Here is a 22,636-nt window from a genome sequence, read left to right on the forward strand (position 1 = left end):
GGCGTGTGACGTTTGCCCCGGCGGTCTTCACTCAACTGGGAAGTGGCTCATGACTTTGGTTCTGGGGGCGATTGCCGACGATTTCACCGGCGCGACCGATCTTGCCAACACGCTGGTGAAGGAGGGGATGCGGGCCGTTCAGGTGATCGGCGTTCCTGACACTGCGACGGAGATCGGCGATGCCCAGGCAGTCGTGGTTGCACTCAAATCCCGCACGGCGCCGGTTCAACAGGCGGTGAAGCAATCGCTCGCGGCACTCGATTGGTTGCGCGAGCTGGGGGCGGCGCAGTTCCTGTTCAAGTATTGCTCGACCTTCGATTCCACGCCGGACGGGAACATTGGCCCGGTGGCGGATGCGCTGCGGCGCCGGCTCGGTGCCGACTTCGCGCTTGTCTGCCCCGCTTTTCCGGCGAATGGGCGCACGATCTACCAAGGTCATCTGTTCGTCGGGGACACGCTGTTGTCCGAAAGCTCGATGAGGGACCATCCGCTCACGCCAATGCGGGACTCCAGCCTGATCCGTTTGATGGCGCAGCAGGCCGCGGGGCGTGTCGGGTTGATTCCATTGAACGACGTGATGGCTGGGCCAACCGCTGTCTCGGCCCGGATCGACGTGCTGCGCAAGGAGGGCGTCACCTATGCCGTTGCCGATGCGCTCACCGATGCGCACCTGCGCCACGTGGGACACGCGGCCGACGGTCATGTGCTGATCACCGGTGGGTCGGGGATCGCAATGGGGCTGCCGGACAATCTGCGGGCGGCAGGCAAGCTGGAGACGTCGCAGCCGCCGCAGGTTGCGCCCGTGGAGGGCCGGTCCTTGGTGCTCGCCGGCAGTTGTTCCGAGGCGACGCGCGGCCAGATCGCGCGTGCACGGGAGATCTGGCCAACCCGCAAACTGGATGTGGATCGTATCGCGGAGGGCCTGGATGTGGCGGGTGAGGCGGTCTCGTGGGCCCTGGCGCAACCGGAGGATTCTCCGGTCGTGATCTATGGGTCGGCGGATCCGGACGACGTGCGGCGAACACAGGAACGCTATGGAACGGAGCGCGCCAGCGAGATGGTCGAGAGCACCCTCGGTGCCATTGCCGTGAAGCTGCACGCCGCGGGCTATACCCGGCTTGTTGTCGCGGGAGGCGAGACCTCCGGTGCCGTCGTGTCCGCGCTTGGCGTGTCCGCCCTGCGGATCGGGCCGGAAATCGCGCCGGGCGTCCCCTGGACGGAAGCGCTCGGTGGTCGCAGGTTGGCGCTTGCTCTGAAGTCCGGGAATTTCGGAACGCGGGATTTCTTCGAACGGGCCTTCGCCATGGTGTCGTGAGAACGACGATATCCCGCCATCGGTTATTTTGACCTACTAGGAACGCGCGAGCACCGGAAGCGTGGTCGATTGCGTTTGTCTGTTGGTCGAAGCCCTCGTAGGGCCAGGCGCCGGTTGGAACCGGTGCGCCGACCTTCTTGGAGAGCGTCACGGTGGATACCGCGTCCGTGATGGCGACGGGCGGCAGCGTGCCGGTTGCTGCGGCGACCTCGCAAATGGCCGCATTTGCGATTTGTGCATGTGGATGAATGCCTCGTCTGACACATCCGGTTCGACGCCCAATGCACGGCTGACCGCGGTTCGACTGAATGGGTGAGTCCCCGATTCAATCGAACCGGAAGGGGTATTGCGGTGCCGCGAGCCGTCGGTATCGCCACAGATACGAAACGATGGCGCGAAGTTGTCGATTATGTTGCGGCAACGCGGGCCAATCCGACCAAAAGATTCCACATATTAACCTAGAATTAGATTAATTAACGCAGTATCAGTATAACTAATGTGAACGTGAGATTAACGAGTGTGTGTGTTTTGTTGTGTGTGTGTACCGAGTGACGATTTTGCGAGTGAGTCCGGGTCCGCTTAATGGCGGGTCCGGACTTCGATTTGGTTGAGTTTCAAGAGATCGGTGAGCCCAAATGATGACATGTCTGGCGTTTGCAATCCTGTGTTCCGTGTTACTGGTACTATCCGGCATGCATGTTGGCCGAGCCGTCCTCCTCGCCCCAGTGGCCGCGATGCCGACAACCGACCGACGGCATCCGGCGGGTTCGGGGCGTAGGGGCTAAAACGGAGCGATGCTTTCCATGCCCTGACGGAATGGGCAATCGATATTGCAGGGTATGACTTTTTTGGAACGGATCTGGTGAGATCCGGGTGGCTGAATTTCAATCTGCTTGTCGATGATCAAAGGAAAGGGGGGCTGCGCCACCAAGCGCAGCCCCCCGATTTCTGTTCCCACCGGGTTTTGGTCCGCCGCTTGCCGGGAGCCCAAAAGCATGGATGCATGTAGCGGCCGGGACGCCCCGATCACCTCAACATCGCTGGCCACCGCAACACAATGGCCATTCCGGACACGCAGCGCAGTTTGGGACAAAGGTCAAACGCCGGTCAGACGCGGCGGCTAAAGCCAGATGTCCTGGGAACGCGCCTGGATTTCCAGCTTTCTGGCACGACATCTCGACGCGACCGGCTCGAACGATGGGACTGGAATCAGCTCGTATTCGCACTCGCGCGCCGAAAACCGATTATACAAGATCGAACCCACACTGTCCCGAACGCGACCACACAGCGCATTCGGAAGCCCACGTTCACTGACGATTGCCGGCATCTTGCCGAGAACTTTGTTCCACTTACTCACAACACGTACCACTCGTAAAAAACTCACGCCTCAACCGAAAAACCCACGCCTCACCCGAGGGCAACTCGATTACACACATAACACTCACTAATGCGACATTAGATTCTGTAATGCGCGGCGTCCACCGTGGATTTCGAAACAATCTGTTCTGAGGCTTTTACGTGCCGAGGCTCAACGGATTAACGCGAACGAGCCCATTCATTTGCGACGGGACCGCGTTGCGAAACGGCTGGTGCGCAGCCCTTGAGCGCACCAATTCGAGGATGGCTGCGGGCAGGAAAGACCGGGCCGGACGTGCCTTCGGGGAACTAGAAGAGCCGGAAGTCGTCTGGCTGGAGCTGCCGCATGGCCTCCTCGGACACGATATCCCCCAACCGCCGAAGGACCTCGCTCGACTGCGTACTGGTTTTCCAGTGAAGCGCGACCTTCACGGGACGATCCGGTATAAGTTCGATTAACTGGCCGTTCTCGATGAGGGGCAGGCCGGCCATGCCGGGAACGAGCCCCCAGGCCGTGCCGTTCAGGCAGCAAGCCACGTATCCTTCGTAGGACGGGACCAAGTGTGTCGGCGACTTGGCGGCCTCTCCGAAGCAGAGGTTCATCCACTGGTCCTGAATGGTGTCGCTCCGGTCGAACGCCAAGCAGGGCGCCTTCGCGAGAGCGGCGAGCGTGACGCCCTCCACGAAGTGTGCGTTGTAGAACTCCGGCGAGGAAACCGCGAAGTAGTCCATGGAGCCGAGCGAGATCCGCCGGCACCCCTGTACCGGCTGGTCGTTCGCGGTGACGACGGCCAGGGCTTCGCCAGACACGAGGTTCTGCTCCGTATCTTCCTGATCGGCAGGGAGAATATCGAACCTGACTTTCAACTCGCCGGCGGCGCGCTTGATGACGCTTGGAAACCAGGTCGCCAGACTGTCGTTGTTCACCGATATGCGGATCGTGGCCTCCGAGGAGTCGCTGCCGCCCGACATTGCATTGATACGTTCACTCAGTTCGTGCTGGAGGAGCGACACCTGTTCCACATGTCTGCAGAACTGAAGGCCAGCCTCCGTGGGTACGCAAGGCCGCCCCCGAACGACGAGCACGGAGCCCACGCTTTCCTCGAGATGCTTGATTCTCTGACTGACCGCTGACTGGGTCACGTTGAGGGATTTTGCTGCAGCATCGAATCGCCCTTCGCGCACAACTGCTGCCAGTGCGACGAGTGCGTCGTAGTCATAGTCCATGTGATTGATGCTTTTTATATTAGTTTTCCTAATGGATTTTAAGCCCAATTTCAGCGAGTTCAAGCGGAAACTTTCGTGCCAGCCGGGACAGCACCTGGCTGGATTAGAAAACCTAATATGTGAGGTGTCTCACTTAAGCCACGGTACATAAAATAACTTTTCATTGTTTCGCAATGCGCTACAAACGATAGGCGATCAATTAGCTGGGGGTGGGTCATGTCAGGTCAGAGCGTTCGTGAGAAGTTCATGCGTCGATTTGTCGGCCTGTCGCGGTACAGTCGGTTAAAGGCCTGGGGCGTGGTTGGATGGTACGTCGCGTTGATTGTTGCCGGAATTGCGCTCGGCCACCATCTGCTGTCGCTGCCGACGAGTTGGTTAACGGTATTAGCCATGGTTTCGCTCGCGTTCTTTATTGGAACGCGGCTACGTGGATTGAACAATATCGTGCACGAGTGCAGCCATTCCACGTTTTCGGCGCATAAAGCGGATAACGTAGTTCTTGGAAAACTGTGCTCGGCAATCTTAACCGGCTGCTTCCGTCAATATAAAGATGACCATCTCTCGCATCACGCCCATCTGGGGGATTACGAACACGATCACGAGTTCGCCGCGATTGAGAAATTCCGCCTGCATGAACCGCTGACGCCCATGAAGACGTTGAAACTCGCATTGGCGCCGCTGCTCGGGCAGCACCTCAGGATGTACTCCGGAATCAACATGTCCGGCGATGATGGGAAGTTCTTCTTCGCGCTGAAGATCGGGTTGCTCCTGGCGATAATGGCCTTCTCGATCGTTGCTCCTCTGACTTCGCTATTTTTCGTCGTGATACCGCTGTTCTACGTCTTCCCGACGCTCAACTTCTGGACCGATTGCCTGGACCACGCCGGGTTGGTGGGATCGGATGATGAACTGACGGCATCGCGGAACATTCTCGCGCCCACGCCTATCCGGCTTCTGTTCTTCCCCCGCTACGATTGCTACCATCTGGTGCATCACCTCTTTCCGCAGGTTCCAGCCAGCCACTTGAAATCAGTGCACGATGAACTCTGCGAGGAACCGGCGTATCGCAACCAGCCGACGGCCGCGCGCCCTGCGCATTTCGCCCTTCCGGAGCTTTTCTCGGGCGGGAATCGGAACCGGGTGGGCATGCAAGCCGAGAATTGAGATCGCGGATTTCCATGTGCGCGGCGACCATTTCGGAACGTACCGACGGTCGCCGCGCGTGCGTCTTATAATCGGATGAGTTGGCTTATGAGCCGGATGCCAGTTGTCAGCGCTGGCCGGTTCCGATCAAGCATTCATGCTTCCTGGCCTTGCCGAAGCGGTGCTGGAGAATCGCGGTGATTGCGGGGAACGCGATGACGCGGTGAGCGACAGGAACCTTCCGGATGTGGCGTGTTCCAAGCGCGTATCCGGCTGTACCAAACGTGTTATTTGGGCCGTGGAACGCACGGGCATCGCCAATTTTGGACATCTTCGTTGTTGAAGGACCGCGGCGTTCATCCGTATTGGCGGGAAACAATTAATTCCGTAGCGTAAACCAATCGCCACATTTCGGTGCCAAGAATGACACTTCATCGCCCTAGTTCAGTGGAATTAATATAACACCCACACACTAGACACACACACTCAACACCAACGCCTAAACGGGGACCCTGGACGCCAAAGCAATCGCGCTGAGGGATCACACTACCAAGGTTCCGAATGGGGGTCGCTTAATGCGACCCCCATTCTACTTTCCAAACACACCCATCGCGTCCAACCTTCGTCCGCCAAACGCCTTTCAACTATGCAATCCGTAGAACAGTTTTACTCTCCATCGCACCGCTGATTCTAAAGAACTTCAGAACAACTAATCCAACATTAGATTTTTTAATTATGAGAATCTACCCATGCTTCTGAAACAGTTTGTTGATGGCGCTACCAAGGTGATCATCAGACGATCTCGCCAATGGCGGAACCGCCTTCTCTTCTTCTCTGCCACGGTGTCCACCGCCGCGGTTCTGCTGGCCAGTTCGATCATCCGCTTGGCGGCGTCCGCACAGGTTCCGAAAACACGCTCCGGCTTCGCTGCCAAGCGCGCCCGGGCGCAGACCTGCGCTTGAACGCATGGCAGCACGCTCTCGCGGGCCGGGAGGCAACGTTGGGCGATGATACGTGGGCGGGCGCCAGCCAGTGCCCCAGGTCCGTGCTTGTCCGACTGGCCGGGGCGCCATTGCGATTGGCTGGTCTACGCCTGTGAGTCCGTCGCAGGATGCCCGTTCGAGACAAGCGCCTCGGGCGGCGGCTGGCGTTTCAGGAAAGGCGCGCGCTTGATGTAGAGGATCAGCGCCTGCCAGTGGATCAGCGCCAAAACGCGGGCGGCGCCGAGAGGCCGACGAAGTGCGGCGCGGGCCAGAGAGGCGTTCGTGGCCGGTCGCCGAGGTCCGGTCAGGGTGGCAATCACGCCTTCGCCGCCGTGCACATATGCAATGCGGATATCGACCGCCGTGTCGGTCAGGCCGAAGTTGAACTGATAGTCTCCCGCAATCTGCTGGAACGGGGAGACATGCATCACTTTCCGCGCCGTCAGGCGATCCGTTCGCCGGATGGGGCGAAAGTCGTCATGGGCACAGAAGTAGCAGTGCCGCTGGCCGAACGTGCTGTTGACCTCGGCCACGAAGGCACAGGGTTTTCCGTCGCGCAGCGCGATCCAAAAACTCACCGGGTTGAACTTGAACCAAAGGAAACGCGGCTGGGTGAGCAATGCGAGCGTGGTGCCTTTCATCGGGAAGCCGCGCGCCGCGAGAATATCGCGAAACCATGCCACGCCGCGCCCGGCGCCGCGAGCGCCGCCGTGATCGCGATCGTTCAAATGCCACAGGTTGAAGCGGTTCGCCGAGAGGAGTTGAGGCGCCCCATCGAACGGAAACTCCACAAGCACGAAATCCACGCCGTATCGAAACGCGTTTTTCAGTTGTCCACGTCGGGCGTGAAACGTGTGTCCGGCGATATGGTCGATCATGTTCCTTCTACGCTCGTGGTGCCTGACCGGATCGGTCTTCCTGAGATGTGAGCGGTCCATTTAACGATGTGTCCCGCCTCACATTGGTAACGATGGACATAGGAAATGGCGCAGGCATGCCCAATACCCAGTTCCGATATGCTGAGCTCTGCGGGGAATGTCCCTTGTCTGCGGGAGCGCCACGGAAGGGGATTGGCAGGGGCAGCAGGGTTCGAACCCGCGACCTACGGTTTTGGAGACCGTCGCTCTACCAGCTGAGCTATACCCCTAAGGCTGGCGTTTCTTAGGTACTCCCGCCGAGAGCGTCAAGCCGTTATCATGTTCCGATGGACCCGGTCAGAACACGACCGCGCGCAGGACTTGCCGATATCCGCGCTGCGTGGTTCAACTGACCACGCCGGACAACGCGGCGCATACCGCGGCGGAGCCCACCTGATCCGCACGTGCCAGCGGCAGGACGAAAGCAGCAGGGCAAAAACAGATGTCGCAATCGGTCAGCTCATTTCCTTCGGAACTCGCCTTCGTTCCCTTCGTGTCCGTCCATGACATGATGCGGCTCGTCAATGCCAGCGGGCCGGAGGTCTTCATGGCCGATCTTGCTGGCTATATCGAAGCCGACTTCAAGCGCTGGCAGGAGTTCGACAAGACCCCGCGTGTGGCGTCTCACTCGCCGGAAGGCGTTATCGAGCTGATGCCAACTGCGGACGCGGAGAATTACGGGTTCAAGTACGTGAACGGGCACCCGAAGAATATGCGCGAGGGGTACCAGACAGTAACCGCCTTCGGTGTTCTCTCGTCCGTTGCGAATGGCTATCCGATATTGTTGACCGAGATGACCGTACTAACGGCCCTGCGCACCGCCGCGACTTCCGCGCTGGTCGGCCGCTATCTCTGCCCCGAGGGGTCGGAGGTCATGGCGATGATCGGAAATGGCGCGCAATGCGAGTTTCAGGCGCTGGCCTTCCGCGCAATTTGCGGCATCAACAGGCTTCGGCTCTTTGACATCGACCCGGCGGCAACGCGGAAGGCCGCGCGGAACCTCACCGCTCAAGGGTTCGAGGTCGTCGCCTGCGAGAGTGCGGAGGTCGCCGTTGAGGGCGCACAGGTTGTCACGACCTGTACGGCCGACAAGCAATACGCGACCATCTTGACCGACAACATGGTTGGTACGGGCGTTCACCTGAACGCCATTGGCGGCGACTGCCCGGGAAAAACGGAACTACACCGCGACATTCTCCTGCGCTCCGACATCTTCGTGGAATACACGCCGCAGACCAGAATCGAAGGTGAGCTGCAGCAATTGCCCGAGGATCATCCCGTAACCGAGTTGTGGCAGGTCATGCGCGGTGAGGCCACCGGTCGCCGCGATGCCAGGCAGGTTACGCTTTTCGACTCGGTCGGCTTCGCGATCGAGGATTTCAGCGCGCTCCGTTTCGTACATGACAGGATCCAAGGCTCAGATTATTTCGAGAACCTGGACTTGCTCGCCGACCCTGACGATCCGCGCGACCTCTTCGGGATGCTCCTGCGTGCCAAGACCTGAGCGCGTCGGCGTATTGCAGCGACATCTCAGAAGCGTCGCGCCCGCGCCACGCGGCCGGTCCCGTTTTCGGTGCCGCGACAATGGCCGTGGTTCTTGGCCTGACGCTTTGATATGCGAGCCCACATGCTGAGCCCGGCCACGAATATGCCGCCACAGGACCTGCCCGACCGCGCCACTGAAGCGCTGCTTTCGCGGCCTTGGACGCACCTTTTGGACAGGGCGCTCGACAAGGCACGCACGGTGCCCACGATGCTCAGCGGGCAGGAGCAGCAGCTCTACTACTGGCTCACGGCGTTCTGGGCGGAAGGCGCCGGGGCGATCGTCGATCTCGGGTGCTTTGCAGGCGGCTCCACGGCCCGCCTGGCACAGGGGTTGGCAGTCGCCGGGCTCGACAGCCGGGTCGCGGCCTTCGACCGGTTCACGGCCGGCGAGGACGTCAAGCACTCGGTCCTCTATCGGCAGGGTGTCGCGCCATTCGACGGCGCCGATATCCTCCCCCTTGCGAAGGACCTGTTGGCCCCTTGGAGCGAGTGGATTGACCTCCATCGCGGCGAGATCGATCAACTCGGCTGGGCAGGGGGGCCAATCGAGATCCTTGTGATGGACGCCTCCAAGGCCGCTTGCACGATGGACCGCATGAGCGAGACGTTTCTGCCACATCTGGTTCCCGGCCGCTCGCTCGTCGTCCAGCAGGACTTCCTTCACTGGAGCCAGCCCTGGGTGCCGGCCCAGATGGAGCTTTTGTCGGAATACTTCACGCCGCTCGTTCATGTGCCGCGCGACACCATGGTGTTTCTCTGTCACGGATCGCCCCCAGCGGATTCGCTGGCGTTGGCACGGTCAGACGACCTCTCCGATTCCGACCTTCTGGGTCTCCTGGCCGCTGCGAAGCTTCGCTATACACCGTGGGGCCTCGCGGACCGCCTGCAAGAGACGATTGACGGGTTGCGGAACAATCCGGGCCTTCGACGCGCGCACCAGTTTCAGCGCCGCTGACAGGGCGAAACGCTCAGGACGCGCCGATCCTCCCGAGGAATTCCCTGACTGCCGTTTCGGCCTGTTGCGTCGCCTCGGGAGAGAATTCCAGCAGGCTGAGGGGATCTTTTTCGGCCTGATCGAAACCATGTGTCGTACCCTGCAGGGTGAGCACCGAGACGTCTCGGCCCTCGCGCGCCATCCCACGGGCCACGTCGGCACAGGGTTCCTCGTCTGCAATCGTGTCGCCCTCGACCAGCAGGAACAGCGCCGGGATATCGGCGCGCCAACCGTGTCGGGCAACCTGACTGCCGGTGCCGCAATAGGGGTAGAGCAATATCATGCCCGCGACACCCGCGAATTCGCTGCGTTCGATACTCTCTGGCCAGCGGATCAGGTTGTACGGCCGCCGCCCAGAGGCATGCAACGAAAGCATGTCGAGAATGGACCAACCACCGTGAGATGCGCCGAGCAGAACGATATGCTCTGAATCCACCTCCGGTCGTGCCCGCGCGATATCGATGGCAACGGCAACGTCTCCGGCACGTTCGCCGCCGGTCAGCATCTGCCCGGCACAAATCAGCCGCCATAGCTGTGCATCGCCGTAGCCGCGCGGCGTATGGCTGTCGACGATTATCGCGCCCCATCCGGCCGCGTTGAACGCGTCGGCCCAACGGTTCATATTGTCCTTCGGGCCGTCGCAGCCTGAAAACAGCAAGATCGTCGGAAATGGGCCGGGTCCGTCGGGCATCCGCACGCGCATGTCTGGCAGCAACACCTGGGCGAGCGCGTCCGGCTCCATTTTCCGCGCCGCCCATCCCTGATAGCGCAAATAGGTATTGCACCCGATAAACAACGCGATCAGTGCAACCGCAGCAACGGCAAGGCTCAGCATGGCGCGCTTCCGCATCGCACTACCAAGGCGCCGGGCGGCGCTCGAAGATCGCCTTCAGCGCCGCCGCCCGATCGTCGTTCCAGCCCTCTGGCTGCACCACTTCGGCCCAGGCGTCGATGTAGTCGGGCGCGACGTAGAAGTGCCCGTAGCGCGGCACCTTGAGTGAGATCGCCATGTCGAGCGCGAGGTGGAACATGGTGACGACGGGGAACCAGCGGAAATCCTCGGACACATCGAATGGCCGTTCCCCCTTCATCCAGTCCGGGCGCCGCCAGGCGGAGTCGAATGTGAACGAGACGATCGCGTCCGACCCGTAATGGAGAAAGACGAGCCTGATCGGCCCCCACGGGGAAAACCCGTCGTCCAGCGTGTCCTCCTGATTTGTGACGCGGGCGAGCGACCCGTTGCCGAACCTTGGGCGCCAGGCGGGGCTCTCCGGGTTTCGATCGTCGCGAATATGTTGCCAGGTCGGGCTCAGGAACGGCGAACCTGCCCAGAGTGCGCCGTCTATGGGGTCCGCCAGAATGTCCAGAAGCGGCAGCGTCGACTGGGAGTTGAATGCCCCCTGGCTGAGGCCGTGAACGTAGAGCTTCGGGCGGTTTTCTTTCGGCAAGGCGCTCCAGTAGGTGTAGATCGTGTCGAACAAAGCGCGTGCCTGCTCGATGCCATTCTCTGGGTGCGCCAGAAGTGAGAGGGCACTTGTGAGGTAGGAATACTGCACCGCGACGGTCGCCACATCGCCGCCAAGCATGAAATCGAGCGTATCGTGCCCGCCCGGATCCATCCACCCGGTGCCCACCGGGACAACCACGACAATGGCGGACCGTTCGAATCCGCGGACCCTGATCAACTCGTCGAGCGCAATCTTCGCCCGCTCGTCCGGTGTGTCGGCCGCCCGTCGGCCGACATAGACCCGTACCGGGTCCCGTGCCTCCTCGCCGGCGAACTCCAAAATCTCGCTCGCCGTTGGTGCGTTGGCCACGAATGATCGGCCCCAACGGCCCATCTCCTGCCACCTGACCAGCGAATCGGGGCTTCCCGTCTTCTGCGGATCGCTCGGTTGCGGGATGTCGGGTTCGATCAGGACGTCCGCGGCTTCGAAGGACGCATCGGCTGCCTCGAAGATCCGGCGGACAAGAACGCCGTCGATCGCGGCCCAGAAAAGCCAAAGCACCAGGCCGAAGCCCAGCACGACCCCGACCCGCGGCGGAACCAGTCGCCCCAGAAGCGCATCAAGTCGCCACAGGACGAACCCGAAGGCCCGCCCCAGCAGCAGCAACGCGACGAAGACGGCAAGCGCGATCCCTCCGACAGTCCAAGGGTGGGTGGTGTCCACCGGATCGAGGCCCATGACGTCGCGGGTCGCGTTTTGCCATCCCGTCGCGCGCCAAAGGAACGCGACGCAGATCAGCAGTGCAATTGCGGTGGCCAGCAACCGCAGAGTCCGCCGTCGCGATTGTGCCGGCACCGGAAACCCGAGGAACCGCCACAACCAAACCCCGTACATCGCGATCCAGTATCCCAGAATGGCCACCACGCCGCCAAGCGCGCCCTGCATGGTCGGATCGCGTGGCATAAGCGATGGCGTGAGGGATACGCCGAAAAACACCGCGCCCAGAAGAACACCCACGGCCCGCAGCCCCCAGCTGCCTTCGGATTCCCGGATACCTGCCAGAAGGCCGTCTCGATCACTCATGCGCGCAACTCCCTGGGCTTGCCGGCTGATACCACGCTCTTGCTTTCGTCCCAAGGTTTTGCACGGCCCGTCGGGATCGCGGCAGCATGGCGCAATGTCGCGCCTGTTGCGGAGCGCGTCGCGGCTGCACGACGCTCATGCGGTGGGTGCATGTGACGCTTTTTTGACCCTCGGTGCGATTTTCCGCTTGCAGCCAATCGGAACGAGTCCTAGATAGGCACCTCCTGTCGCGGGGTGGAGCAGCCCGGTAGCTCGTCAGGCTCATAACCTGAAGGTCGTAGGTTCAAATCCTACCCCCGCAACCAAAATTCCTACACGATATCAAAAACTTGAAATCGGCTTCGGCCGATCAAGTTTTTGATATCGCGTTTTGCATCAACGCCACATCAACGTTTGACGAGTTCGCTGGTTGGGGGCGATGGGATCTTGGGTTCAGGCGGAGCCTCGTGCCTCTGTCGCCTTAGGCTTCTATGGCCTCATCCAGCGGAAGTACGACGCTGGACGTTTCGTTCTCCCAGGTATTGTCATCACGAATCGACGTGGGCCTTGAGGAGCCTGGATCGCCTGCATGAATGGCTGTGCCGGGCGCTGCGTGCACCGACCGGCGCGGGCGTTCGTCTCCGAATTCAAGGAAGCACCCGGGATTACTCGACGCAGCCGATCGTTGGAGGGCAGGAATTCCAACGCTGCATTCCGAGACATGGATAATGTGACGGATCGCACCGACGGTTTGATCCCGGTCATGGATTGGTTGCGGCGGTCAACATACCACCGGAGGAACCGGGATCGCAACTACTCTGGGGAGCGGACGATGTCACACGACAAGCAGATATCATCCTATACTGTGCCGTCCCGCGCGCTGTTTTTCTTCGCCCTGCTCACCTTTGCAATCACGTGGGGCGTGGTCGGAAGCTACATCCTGTTCCCGGTCTGGACCGCTTCCAGGCTGGGCGCAATCAGCGGCGGGCATCCGCTCTATTTCGTCGCCACGTGGGGTCCGGCCATCGCCGCATTCGTTCTGGTGCTGTCCCATGGCGGGATCCGGGGGCTTCGGAGGTTCCTGTCGCGGCTGTTCCTGTGGCGTTGCGATGCCATTTGGTGGCTGCTCATCCTGATCGGCATTCCGCTGGTTTACATTGCCGGATCGCTCGCCAAGGGCGGGCCGGTCCTGGCGCCTCTTCCACCGGAAGGCGCGCGCCCTGTTCTCGCGCTCATGTTGATGATGCTCTTTCTCGGTCCCATCGAGGAATTCGGCTGGCGCGGGGTCGCACAACCGATCCTGCAGCGCCGTTTTGCGCCGTTTTGGGCAGGGGCCATCATCGGCGCAATGTGGGGGATCTGGCACCTGCCGGCCTTTTACCTTGCAGGAGTCGTCTACACCGACTGGAACTTCCTGCCCTTCTTCGTCGGCAACGTGACCCTGGCGATACTGGTCACACCGATCTTCAACAGCGCGCGCGGCAGCTTGCTGTTGCCAATGCTGTTTCACTGGCAACTGATCAACCCGTTCTGGCCCGACGCCCAGCCCTGGGACACCTGGATCCTGCTTGCCGTGACTTTGATCGTTGTCTGGTACAAGCGCGAAACGATGTTCTCGCGGAGCGATTCCGTAACCGTGGTCATCCCCGGGCACGTGCCGGGTCAGTGAGGTAAAGGGAGGCAGATGATGCGGGCTGTCGTCTATGATCGCTACGGAGGCCCGGAAGAGCTTCGTCTATCTGACATCGACATCCCAGACCCGGCGAAAGGTCAGGTACGGGTCAAGGTCTCTGCCTGCGCGGTGAACCTGTCGGACTGGGAGTACCTGGTCGGATCGCCCTTCTATGCCAGAATGGTCGGGGGAATGATGCGGCCAAAGATCCCGGTACTTGGCTCGGATATCGTCGGCGTTGTCGACAGCATCGGCCCGGGTGTTTCCGATATCGACGTCGGCCAGCGGATCATGGGGGATTTCGTCATGACCCGCGGTGGTTTTGCCGAATACGCCTGCGTGCCGGCAAGTGAAGCGGTGGCTGTGCCGCCGGGCCTCAGTGACGAAATCGCCGCCTGCCTGCCGCAGGCCGGTGGTATTGCGGTGGCGGGAACGGAAGATCTGGAAGCGGGAAACAGATTCCTGATCAATGGGGCCGGCGGTGGCTCCGGCACGATGGCGCTGCAACTGGCCAAGGCTGCCGGGTGCCATGTGACTGCGGTGGACAATGAACGGAAAATTGGCTGGCTTGAGTCGCTGGGCGCCGATCAGGTCATGGATTATCGCGAACAGAACTTCACTGACTGCGGAGAGAAATGGGACCGCATTCTGGACATGGTCGCTACGCGTGGACCGGGCGAGATTGCCCGTGCCCTTGCCGAAGGTGGAACCTACAGGGCCGTGGGCGGACACGTGGGCGTCCTGCTCTCGTTGGTCGTGGGCGGGCGTGTCCGGTCTCGACGGCACTCCATTGGGATGCTGATGGTTCCGTCGGGTCGGGATCTGACCGAGCGCGTTGCGCGCATGGCGTTGGAAGGCCGGATCAGCCCCCATCTGGATTCTGTGCTTCCGCTGTCGTCGGTTCCAGAGGCTCTCCGGAGAACGGGGAGTGGCGATGTGCGCGGCAAAGTGGTGATCACGATGTAAGTCTGGGAAGGCGCTCGCGACGCGCGGGCTTGATCGCCGGCAGGCTCCGGCGTGCCCAGGGACGGCGCTCCCTTGCTACGGAATATTGATCACGACGATGCCGGTCTTCTGGCCTGTCTCGACGTAGCGGAATGCCGCGACGATATCGTCCAGCGGATAGCTGCGGTCGAATACTCCGCTGAACTTCCGGTCCGCCATGAGTCCTGCGAGGTGCCGCACGAAACCGGGTGCGTCGTCGGGAAACGGTATTCGAACACGCCCGCTTCCGGAGAGTCCGGACCAGGTGCTGAGAAGGATGTTCGACCAATAGGGGCCGAGATCGGTCGCAGCGTAGATCCCGCTCGTTTTCAGCAGCGGACGACAGGCTCGCCACGATGTCTTTCCCACGGCGTCGAAGACCAGATCGAAGGTTTCGCCGATGGAAGTGAAGTCCTCCGCCTCGTAATTCACGATCCGGTCTGCGCCAAGCGTCGCGGCAAGCTCCAAATGCCTAGACCCAACGACCGCTGTCACGACCGCGCCCCGCTGCCTTGCGAGCTGGACCGCGGCGGTTCCGATCGCACCGGATGCGCCGTAGATCAGGCATGTGTCGCCCGCCTCGAGCAAACCTGTGGTCGAGTTGGCGTACCATGCCCCTTCGCAGACCACCGCTGCGTCAAAGTCGGTGCCTTCCGGAATGCGGGCAATTGCCCCGTTGGCCGGCAGACAAAGGTATTCGGCATGTGCGCCGAACCGGTCTGGCGAAAGCCCGAACACCCTGTCGCCGGGTTGAAACTCGAGCACACCGTCGCCCAGTTCATCCACCACACCTGCGAAGTCCATACCCAACGTTTGCATTTTCGGCCGAAGAAGGCCCGTCATTGCACGGGCAAAGAACGGATGCGCCCGCAAGGTCGCCGTGTCCGTCCGGTTGACCGTCGATGCGTGAACCCGGATCCTGATTTCACCGGCGACCGGCCGCGGAACCGGCACGTCCTGGAGTGCGAGAACGTCAGGTGGGCCGTAGCGGTGAAACACGATGGCTTTCATCGTCGGTTCATGTGACATGAAGCGAGTCTATCAGAGCGGGAAGCAGACGCGGATTCCCAATCTCCGAATTCCAGATATCGCGTTCAGGGTGCCGGAGCGCGGACCAGTGGCTGGTGCGTAGGTTGCGGACCGGCGGACATACCGCGAGCGTCACTTGCGCACGATCAGACCGCCAATGATCAGAGCCACACAACCGCGACCACCAACAAAACCATGACCGTCGTTATGGGCGCCCAGAGTTTTCGCTCTGCCGCTGAGCGTGTGATCCAATTCAGCACCATGACCACAATGTTTATCGCAAGTGCGACCCATCCCGTCCAAGACGGCCAGTTTGGCCATTTCCCATCTGCGGACAGCACCGCCAAGGCCAAGCCGAGCAGGATGAAGATCGAAACGGCTGCAAACACGCGCCCCGATACCGGCAGAGGGCCATCAACCTGCCCGCCTTGCGTCACCCTGCCCCAGGGGGCGCCCAGGATCAGCGCAACCTGAAAGCCGATTACGCCGACGATCACTGCGCAGTAGATATATGCCATAAATGTCTCGCTCATCATGAAACGCGTCGGGCCTGTCCGACCACGAATGACAGATCATTACAGGCCCTGCTGCATTGCAAGAACGGCTTCAAGCATCGCGTCCCGACGAACCACGGCGTACGCCGCCAGATCGAATGGGAGGCTATGATCCAGGTCAGCGCGATGGGTTTCTGGACGGTCGATGAAGACCAGCCAAGGGTACTTGGTTGGACAGCTGCAGTTCGCCACATAGGCGTGGCCCCCGTCGACGTTCACGGCAGAGCGCCTCCGTTCGAAAGCTGCTTGCTGGTGTCCCGAGGTCCAACTCTTCATGGGAAGCGAGTACTGGCCGCACCCGCTGAAGTGCCGGGTCATTGCTGGTTTCCAATGATCTGGCTCAAGACCGAAGACTGCGGTTTCTGGTAGATTCACCGGCGACCAGATCGATGAATTGGAGGGTTCAGCGATGACACGGACTGGGGAATACGAACAGGCCCGAAGGCGCGCCGAGTCAAAGTATGGTTTTTTCGTTCATGTCGGGGTCTTTGTCTCGGTCATGGTGCTCCTGGTGGTCATCGACTTGCTCACGTCGCCCGGCAGTGTTTGGTTCATATGGCCGCTGATCGGCTGGGGGCTTGCAGTCGCTCTGCATGGTGCGCGCGTTTTCCTGTTGGCTGACAGGAACCCGATCCTCGACATGCTGACGGAGCGCGAGTTGAGGCATTCTGGCGCCGATAAAGAAGACGCCACCTTGTAGAAAGAGATCCCCGGCGCGACGGCCGAGACGTGTGTGGAAAACCGGGCGCGTTATAGCAATTTGACAGCAGATCCTCAGTCGGTGTTCGCAAGGGCGATTTCGACAAAGCTGGCGTTGACCAGCGGCTTCGTGTCTCGTGGAAGGCGCGCGCGTTTTAGTGGTCGGCGGCGGAATCTGGCCACGGGAGCCGCGATGGGGCTGAGCATTCCACGCAGAGAGTACGTCTTCCCTAGCCCGTCGCTGCCGAAGACAGCGCGTTTAGCACGATAACCCCCGCAATGATCAGGCCAATTCCGAGAAAGGCAAATCCGTCGAGCGTTTGACCGAATGCCACGGAACCGAGGAGTGTCACGCCCGCGATACCGCCCCCGGCCCAGACCGAATAGGCAATCCCGAGCGGCATGGTGCGCACTACGAGCGACATCACATAGAAGGCCAGCCCGAAGCAGATCAGGGTCAAGCCGGCGAAACTGAGTTTGGTGAAACCGTCCGACAGCTTTAGCGATGCGGTGGCGAGGATTTCGATAGCGATCCCGATTGCCAGCAAGACCCAGTGCATGAGAAACCTCCTTGTTGGGGAGCCGATGTGCGGCCGCGCGGGGGGCAACGGCCTCACGTTCTGAACTTGTGAAGCACCTTCGGGTCGACGCTGGCCGCCGCCAGTAGACCGCCCCAAAGCGCCCCGGGAATGCCGGGGCTCGCGACGTCCTGCCCAGCAAGGTAGAGGCCCGGTACGGGCGTTCTGGCGCGCAGCGCGTCGGACAGCACACGATCCGGGGTCACGTCGAGCCCATAGAACGCCCCCTTGCGATGCCCAGTAAAGGACACGGTGGAAAGTGGCGTGGCCAGTTCCCGATACGTGACCAGCCTGGCGAGATCCGGGAAGTAGTGGGCAAACTGCGCCATCAGCGTTTCTTCGGCCCGCCGCTTGAAATCGGCGTAGGCGTCGCCGCGTTCTGCCGCCGGGAGATCCGCCCATTGCGCGACGGTGGACCAGTCGGCCCAGACCAGGACCTGGCCCGTGTGTTTCTTCCGGGAGCCGGGGTCATGCGCCGGGTTCTTGAGTGAACCGAAGGACGCGACCATGGATGGCGGCGGTTCATCGGGTGCCGACGTCCAGACCACATCGGTTTCGCCGGTTGGATAGATCCAGTGGTTCGCCTTGGTGGCGCCGGCGGCCTCGATGTCGCCCTCGAAGCCCAGGAACAGGGTGAAATGCGCAATGCTGGAAGGCAGCGCGCGGATTTCTGCGATCCAGTCCTGGTGCACGCAATTCTCAGGCAGCAGGGCATCGACGGTCTCGCGCGCCCCGATGTCGGAAATCACGGATTTCGCACGGATCTCCGTTCCATCCTCGATGCGAACGCCGACCACCATATCGCTGTCGAGGAGCAACTCCGCCACCCGAACCCCGGCTCGGCTCTCTCCCCCATGCTTGGCAATGGTCGGGAGGATGTGCTCGGCAAAGGCGGCGCTGCCCCCAACCGGATACCAGGAACCGCTCCAGAGGTAGGACGCGGATATCAGGGCGTGCATCGCGAAACTCGCCTTGCTCGGGCGGCCGCCATGATCGCCCCATTGCGCTGCCATCACGGCCGCAAGCTCAGGATGGTCGGTGAGGTCATCAATGACGTCTCTGGTCGTTCGGGCGCACCATTTGGTTATTGCGCGCCGGTTCCACCAGTCCAGCACGTCGCCCGCGATCGTCGGCATCGCGCGGGTCGGGAAAATCTTGAGCATCGCCTCGCGGCCTTCGCGCAGCGCATGTGTCCAGGCCTCGATGGCCTCGACCTGATCCGGGAAGCGATCCTTGAGGTCTCTTTCCTGTGCTTCATACGGGCGGGAAAGGGTCAGCGGCTCGCCCGACCCGATATGCACGATATCGTAGATTGCCCCCAACGAGACGAAGTCCATGGGTGTATCAGACAACCAATCCAGCAGTTCGCGCTCGTGGTCTTCCGGTGCGAGGCCGCTCAGGTAGTGAATGCCCACATCCCAGGTGAAGCCGTCGCGGGAAAAGCTGTGCGTCAACCCGCCAAGGGTCTGATGCTGCTCCAGCAGGAGGACCTTGTGCCCGACACGGGACAAGGCGGCAGCGGCAGCCATGCCGCCCATGCCGGAACCAATGACGATCGCATCCCAATGCTCACGTTTCTTGTCGGTCATGGCGCCACTCCTTTCCCCTTATTCGTTGCGTGGCCCGTTGCGCGCGCCACTGCGTCTTCGGCGGCGAAATCGTGCGACGCCACGATTTCAAGCCCCGGCAGTTTCTCCTTCAGGCGACGCACCTTTGCGAACGACGCGAGCAACGTCTCCCGGTCGCCCGTTCCGGGAACGGTTTCCTGCTCGAGCAACGCGGCATCATACGTCAGATCGCCGACCAGCAGGATCGGAGCCCACCCCGCCTGGCGGATCAGCATCGATATAGACCCCGGTGTGTGACCGGGCGTCGGCAACAAGACCATTGAGCCATCGCCCGCGACGTCGTGGATGCCGTCGAAGCCATCGAACAGCGGGTCATCGGTCGGTGCGAACGAGATCTGCCGCCATTTCGCGGAAGGTATCTCTATATGCTCCCGGAGGATCCAATCCCGCTCCGGGTGTGGCTCCGACAAGATCGCCCATTCCCGATCGCTCACCAGCAACTCGGCCTGCGGAATCTGCGCGATCCCACCGACATGATCGAAGTGGAGATGGGAAATCACAGCCATGCGAATATCGCTGGCGGCCACGCCGGCACCCGCAAGGACATGGTCGATGCGGTCGGTTTCCTCAAGGTGCAGCCGAAAGATCCGCGGCAGAAGGAAACGACCGATGGCCTGACGAATGTAGGTCTTGCTGCGGGTGATAGCCGGGTCGATCCCGGTGTCGAACAGGACAAGCCCCTCACGATGCTCGACAAGGAAGAAATGGAGCGGCAGCGGCACCCAGCTTTGGCCGAAGAAGACCCAGAAGAGCTGGGGAAACCGGCTGCCGTAGCGGTGCTCCCTATGCTGCTCTGCCTGGCCAGAAACAAGGACCCTCAGCGAGGTGATGGGACCTTCTGGGACTATGTTAGAGACAAATCGCTCGGTTTGGTCATTGGCCATCAGAAATCCTCCCGACTGCGTCCTGGGGGACGTTTGGTGTCGATATCGTGGTGTGTTCCTCTTCCAGAAGCCGGCCGTCTCATCATACCAAACTCGGAGTGCTTCCCCGTTCGCCGGTCGGCCGGGATTTTGCTTGCGAGCGAGCGGAAATGATCGACGAGACGGTGGGTGCCGCAAGGGGCTCCGACCATGTCCATCGCCATCGCGGTGAGAAAGAACTGCGCAGGCCCGCGGACGCGTCTGGGCGCAACCCATGTCAGGGCGCGGAGCATGAAGCGGCGCAGGGCGTCGGGCAGGTGGGTGATCTTTGCAGGTTGTCCGAGGGTCTCGAAGGTCAGTTCGGCAATCTCGACATGGCTGAAGGTCTCCGGTCCGCCGACATCGAGCCAGTCCTGTCCGGCGTCAATAGCCTCTGCGGCGGCGCTCGCGAGATCGGCGCCGTGGATCGGGTTGATCCGGTACTCTCCATTCCCAAACAGCCAGACCCGGCCCGATTTCGCCATCGAGAAGAAATCGCCCATGTCCGAGAAGAAGCCCGAGGGCGCGATCACGGTGGACGCCAGCGCCGAGTGCCGAAGCTCGCGAACGAAGGCAGACTTGGCCGCCACGAGCGCGACATCGCGCATGCTTTCGGCATTCAGAACATGAACGTAGGCGAAACGCCCGACGCCCGCGCGTTCGGCCTCGCGGAGCAGGTTCACATTGGCCTGGTAGTCCACGTCGTGGTAGCTCAGCCCGTCGGATTGCCGCGTAATGCCGAGCGCGGAAATGACGAGATCGGCACCATCCGTGACACCGACCAATGTTCCGGGTTGCGTCGCCTCGGCCTCGACGAGGCTGTCAGCCACAACGCCGCCCGCGCGGCTTGCATCCCGTACCAGGGCGATGACATAGGCACCGCGGCGGCTGAACTCGGCGCAGAGATGGCGCCCGAGATAGCCCGTTGCTCCGGCGACAAAAACAGTGTGCATGGTTGCTCCTTTCGCGGGCGAGGTTACGGGACCCGGCCGGATCTAGCGGCGCAGGCCGACCAAAGGCGCGGCGAAACGCAAGGGGGCGGGCCGTTCAGCGTCCGGCAGGCCGATGTCGCGCCGCAGATGGTTGTTCTCGATGAAGCTGTCGGGTGTTCTCTTGCGGGTGTCGCCCACCAGCAGCGCGTGCAGCGCGTCGAACCGATGGAGGCGGAAACGAAGCAGGTCAGACATGGTCATGACTCCAAAGGGGCAACAACCGGAGCTGTCGCTGGACGGAAAGGGTGTTCTGGCTGTGCAACGGGCGACCGGGACGCGTTGGTTCAATCAAGGTGTCGCGGTGCCCTGCGACTTGTCCCAAGGATAGCTTATCGCAGCACGTGTCGGCATGACCGCAGGTCTCATTCGATTGACACTACGTGCCAATCGGCGCGCGGGACTATGTCTGCTGCGCTTCCCGGTAGGCGGCAGGGCTCTGCCCGGTCCAACGCTTGAAGGCGCGTACGAAAGAGGATGCCTCTGAGAAGCCCAGCAGGTAGGCCGCCTCATTGACCGAGGATTTCCCGGCGGTCAGGTAGTCGCACGCCATTTTACGACGCAGGTCGTCATGGATCTCGGCAAAGGTGACCTTCTCGTCCTTCAGGCGCCGATAGAGCGTTTGGCGGCTCATCCCGAGATCACGTGCGACCGCATCCATTGACAATGAGCCCTTGTGCAGTTCCGGCAGGATCTGCGCTTCGACCCGCGCTCGGGTCGTCTCTTCGCGTTCGAGATCCGCCAGCAGCTTGTCTGCGTGGCGCGCGTAAAGACCGAACGCGTAGGGCTGCGAGACCAGCGTGTTCTCTTCAAGCCAGGCCGGGTTTACTCGAATGGCATTGCGTCCGGCTTCAAAAGTTGTGGGAGCCCGGAAGAACTCGTCGAAAAGCCTCTTATGCGGCGGAGCGGGAAAACTCACCTGCACCTCCAGAGCGAAGTTCCGCTCGGGCGCGGCTTTCTGGAAGGTCACAATCAAGTTGGCGAAGGTTTCTTCGATCGCCACGGGCGCGACCTCGGCGCCGGGGAAATGGTCGACCAGCCAGACGGCGTCGCCTTCGTGACGCAGTTCGAACCGGTCAGCGCCGTCACCAACTGGAAAGTCCGCCATGATGCGCGTGTACCTGTTCAGCTGCACGATCGCAGCGTCGAGCGGGCCTGCCGCATCGACAATCAGACCGACGATCGAAACCCTGTCGATGCTGGTCTCGGCGGCATGGCGCATCGCCAACCCCGTGTCCCCGGTGGCGGCCACACCGGCATCGATCAATGCAAGATAGGCATCTGCCGGGATGCGGCCGTCGGGATCGCGCAGTTCCGCCTCGCAAATCCCACTCGCCCGGAGCAGCGCAGCCTCTTTCGCGCCATGGCGGACGGCAAAATCGATGAATGACGATGCCAGACTGGCGATCAATGTTGGCCGCGCCATGAATAACTCCAACCCAAGCGAGCCGATCAGACGAACCGACGTCGGCGCTCCAGCGCGAATATACTCAGAAGGATGCGCTGTCGGCCAGTTTTCCTGCTCACCAACGCGCGCCGCACCGGGAGACAAACGCGGAATTCATAAGACGAACTGCAACTGATCAAAGTGGGAATGTCGGAAGTTCGCCT

19 protein-coding genes and 2 tRNA genes are annotated in these 22,636 nt (G+C 61.5%); 8 read left to right on the forward strand and 13 right to left on the reverse strand.

What is annotated here, in order from left to right:
- Positions 1-49: 49 nt before the first annotated feature.
- Complete coding sequence (otnK, locus tag ARC39_RS23250; protein WP_068118645.1) at positions 50-1,315, forward strand: 3-oxo-tetronate kinase; 1,266 nt, start codon at positions 50-52, stop codon at positions 1,313-1,315.
- Positions 1,316-2,980: 1,665 nt separating this feature from the next.
- Here otnK and ARC39_RS23260 read toward each other — a convergent pair.
- On the reverse strand, positions 2,981-3,898 hold the full coding sequence (locus tag ARC39_RS23260; RefSeq protein WP_068118647.1) for a LysR family transcriptional regulator ArgP: 918 nt from the start codon (positions 3,896-3,898) through the stop codon (positions 2,981-2,983).
- 246 nt (positions 3,899-4,144) lie between these two features.
- Here ARC39_RS23260 and ARC39_RS25460 point away from each other — a divergent pair, with 246 nt between their 5' ends.
- The gene (locus ARC39_RS25460) at positions 4,145-5,062 is read left to right on the forward strand and encodes a fatty acid desaturase family protein (RefSeq protein ID WP_161471006.1); all 918 of its coding nucleotides are present in this window, start codon (positions 4,145-4,147) and stop codon (positions 5,060-5,062) included.
- 1,066 nt (positions 5,063-6,128) lie between these two features.
- Here ARC39_RS25460 and ARC39_RS23280 read toward each other — a convergent pair.
- Entirely contained in the window at positions 6,129-6,902 is a 774-nt protein-coding gene (locus tag ARC39_RS23280) for a DUF1365 domain-containing protein (RefSeq protein WP_068118651.1), read from the reverse strand.
- A gap of 193 nt (positions 6,903-7,095) precedes the next feature.
- A tRNA-Trp gene (locus ARC39_RS23285) sits at positions 7,096-7,171 on the reverse strand.
- 212 nt (positions 7,172-7,383) lie between these two features.
- On the opposite strand from ARC39_RS23285, the gene ocd reads away from it, so the two are divergent.
- Both ocd and ARC39_RS23295 read left to right on the forward strand, forming a co-directional pair.
- Positions 7,384-8,445: an ornithine cyclodeaminase gene (gene ocd, locus ARC39_RS23290; protein WP_068118652.1), complete on the forward strand. Its 1,062-nt coding sequence runs from the start codon at positions 7,384-7,386 to the stop codon at positions 8,443-8,445.
- Positions 8,446-8,568: 123 nt separating this feature from the next.
- Positions 8,569-9,441, forward strand: a complete 873-nt coding sequence (locus ARC39_RS23295; RefSeq protein ID WP_068118655.1) for a hypothetical protein — start codon at positions 8,569-8,571, stop codon at positions 9,439-9,441.
- 13 nt (positions 9,442-9,454) lie between these two features.
- Here ARC39_RS23295 and ARC39_RS23300 read toward each other — a convergent pair whose 3' ends face one another.
- Both ARC39_RS23300 and ARC39_RS23305 read right to left on the reverse strand, forming a co-directional pair.
- A complete protein-coding gene (locus ARC39_RS23300; protein WP_068118657.1) occupies positions 9,455-10,315 on the reverse strand; it encodes a dienelactone hydrolase family protein in 861 nt (286 codons plus the stop codon).
- A gap of 19 nt (positions 10,316-10,334) precedes the next feature.
- Positions 10,335-12,011: an alpha/beta hydrolase gene (locus ARC39_RS23305; protein WP_068118660.1), complete on the reverse strand. Its 1,677-nt coding sequence runs from the start codon at positions 12,009-12,011 to the stop codon at positions 10,335-10,337.
- 228 nt (positions 12,012-12,239) lie between these two features.
- On the opposite strand from ARC39_RS23305, the gene ARC39_RS23310 reads away from it, so the two are divergent.
- From ARC39_RS23310 to ARC39_RS23320, 3 genes are all read left to right on the forward strand, one after another.
- A tRNA-Met gene (locus ARC39_RS23310) sits at positions 12,240-12,316 on the forward strand.
- A gap of 506 nt (positions 12,317-12,822) precedes the next feature.
- Positions 12,823-13,659, forward strand: a complete 837-nt coding sequence (locus ARC39_RS23315) for a CPBP family intramembrane glutamic endopeptidase (RefSeq protein ID WP_068118804.1) — start codon at positions 12,823-12,825, stop codon at positions 13,657-13,659.
- A gap of 15 nt (positions 13,660-13,674) precedes the next feature.
- Positions 13,675-14,628, forward strand: coding sequence for an NAD(P)-dependent alcohol dehydrogenase (locus tag ARC39_RS23320; RefSeq protein ID WP_068118663.1), 954 nt, complete (start codon positions 13,675-13,677; stop codon positions 14,626-14,628).
- Positions 14,629-14,703: 75 nt separating this feature from the next.
- Here ARC39_RS23320 and ARC39_RS23325 read toward each other — a convergent pair whose 3' ends face one another.
- Together ARC39_RS23325 and ARC39_RS23330 are read right to left on the reverse strand one after the other, a co-directional pair.
- Entirely contained in the window at positions 14,704-15,675 is a 972-nt protein-coding gene (locus ARC39_RS23325; protein WP_236545364.1) for an NAD(P)-dependent alcohol dehydrogenase, read from the reverse strand.
- A gap of 161 nt (positions 15,676-15,836) precedes the next feature.
- Positions 15,837-16,193: a hypothetical protein gene (locus ARC39_RS23330; protein WP_068118666.1), complete on the reverse strand. Its 357-nt coding sequence runs from the start codon at positions 16,191-16,193 to the stop codon at positions 15,837-15,839.
- A 445-nt stretch (positions 16,194-16,638) separates the two neighbouring features.
- On the opposite strand from ARC39_RS23330, the gene ARC39_RS23340 reads away from it, so the two are divergent.
- Positions 16,639-16,929 carry a 2TM domain-containing protein gene (locus ARC39_RS23340; RefSeq protein ID WP_068118670.1) on the forward strand — a complete coding sequence of 97 codons (291 nt, stop codon included), beginning with the start codon at positions 16,639-16,641 and terminating at the stop codon, positions 16,927-16,929.
- Between the two features lie 229 nt (positions 16,930-17,158).
- Here the strand turns inward: ARC39_RS23340 and ARC39_RS23345 are convergent, their stop codons facing one another.
- The 6 genes from ARC39_RS23345 to ARC39_RS23370 all read right to left on the reverse strand — a co-directional run bounded on the left by ARC39_RS23345 (position 17,159) and on the right by ARC39_RS23370 (position 22,451).
- The gene (locus ARC39_RS23345) at positions 17,159-17,488 is read right to left on the reverse strand and encodes a DMT family transporter (protein WP_068118673.1); all 330 of its coding nucleotides are present in this window, start codon (positions 17,486-17,488) and stop codon (positions 17,159-17,161) included.
- 53 nt (positions 17,489-17,541) lie between these two features.
- Positions 17,542-19,095, reverse strand: a complete 1,554-nt coding sequence (locus ARC39_RS23350) for a phytoene desaturase family protein (protein WP_078059441.1) — start codon at positions 19,093-19,095, stop codon at positions 17,542-17,544.
- Positions 19,092-20,018 (reverse strand): N-acyl homoserine lactonase family protein, encoded by a 927-nt coding sequence (locus ARC39_RS23355; RefSeq protein WP_068118675.1) that lies wholly within the window; start codon positions 20,016-20,018, stop codon positions 19,092-19,094. The genes ARC39_RS23350 and ARC39_RS23355 overlap by 4 nt, the downstream gene beginning before the upstream one ends.
- Complete coding sequence (locus ARC39_RS23360) at positions 20,018-20,989, reverse strand: SDR family oxidoreductase (RefSeq protein WP_078059442.1); 972 nt, start codon at positions 20,987-20,989, stop codon at positions 20,018-20,020. The genes ARC39_RS23355 and ARC39_RS23360 overlap by 1 nt, the downstream gene beginning before the upstream one ends.
- 42 nt (positions 20,990-21,031) lie before the next feature.
- Positions 21,032-21,223 carry a hypothetical protein gene (locus ARC39_RS23365; protein ID WP_068118676.1) on the reverse strand — a complete coding sequence of 64 codons (192 nt, stop codon included), beginning with the start codon at positions 21,221-21,223 and terminating at the stop codon, positions 21,032-21,034.
- A gap of 205 nt (positions 21,224-21,428) precedes the next feature.
- The gene (locus tag ARC39_RS23370) at positions 21,429-22,451 is read right to left on the reverse strand and encodes an AraC family transcriptional regulator (protein WP_068118678.1); all 1,023 of its coding nucleotides are present in this window, start codon (positions 22,449-22,451) and stop codon (positions 21,429-21,431) included.
- Between the last annotated feature and the right edge of the window lie 185 nt (positions 22,452-22,636).

It is taken from the genome of Tropicimonas marinistellae, assembly GCF_001509585.1.
GTDB lineage: Bacteria > Pseudomonadota > Alphaproteobacteria > Rhodobacterales > Rhodobacteraceae > Tropicimonas > Tropicimonas marinistellae.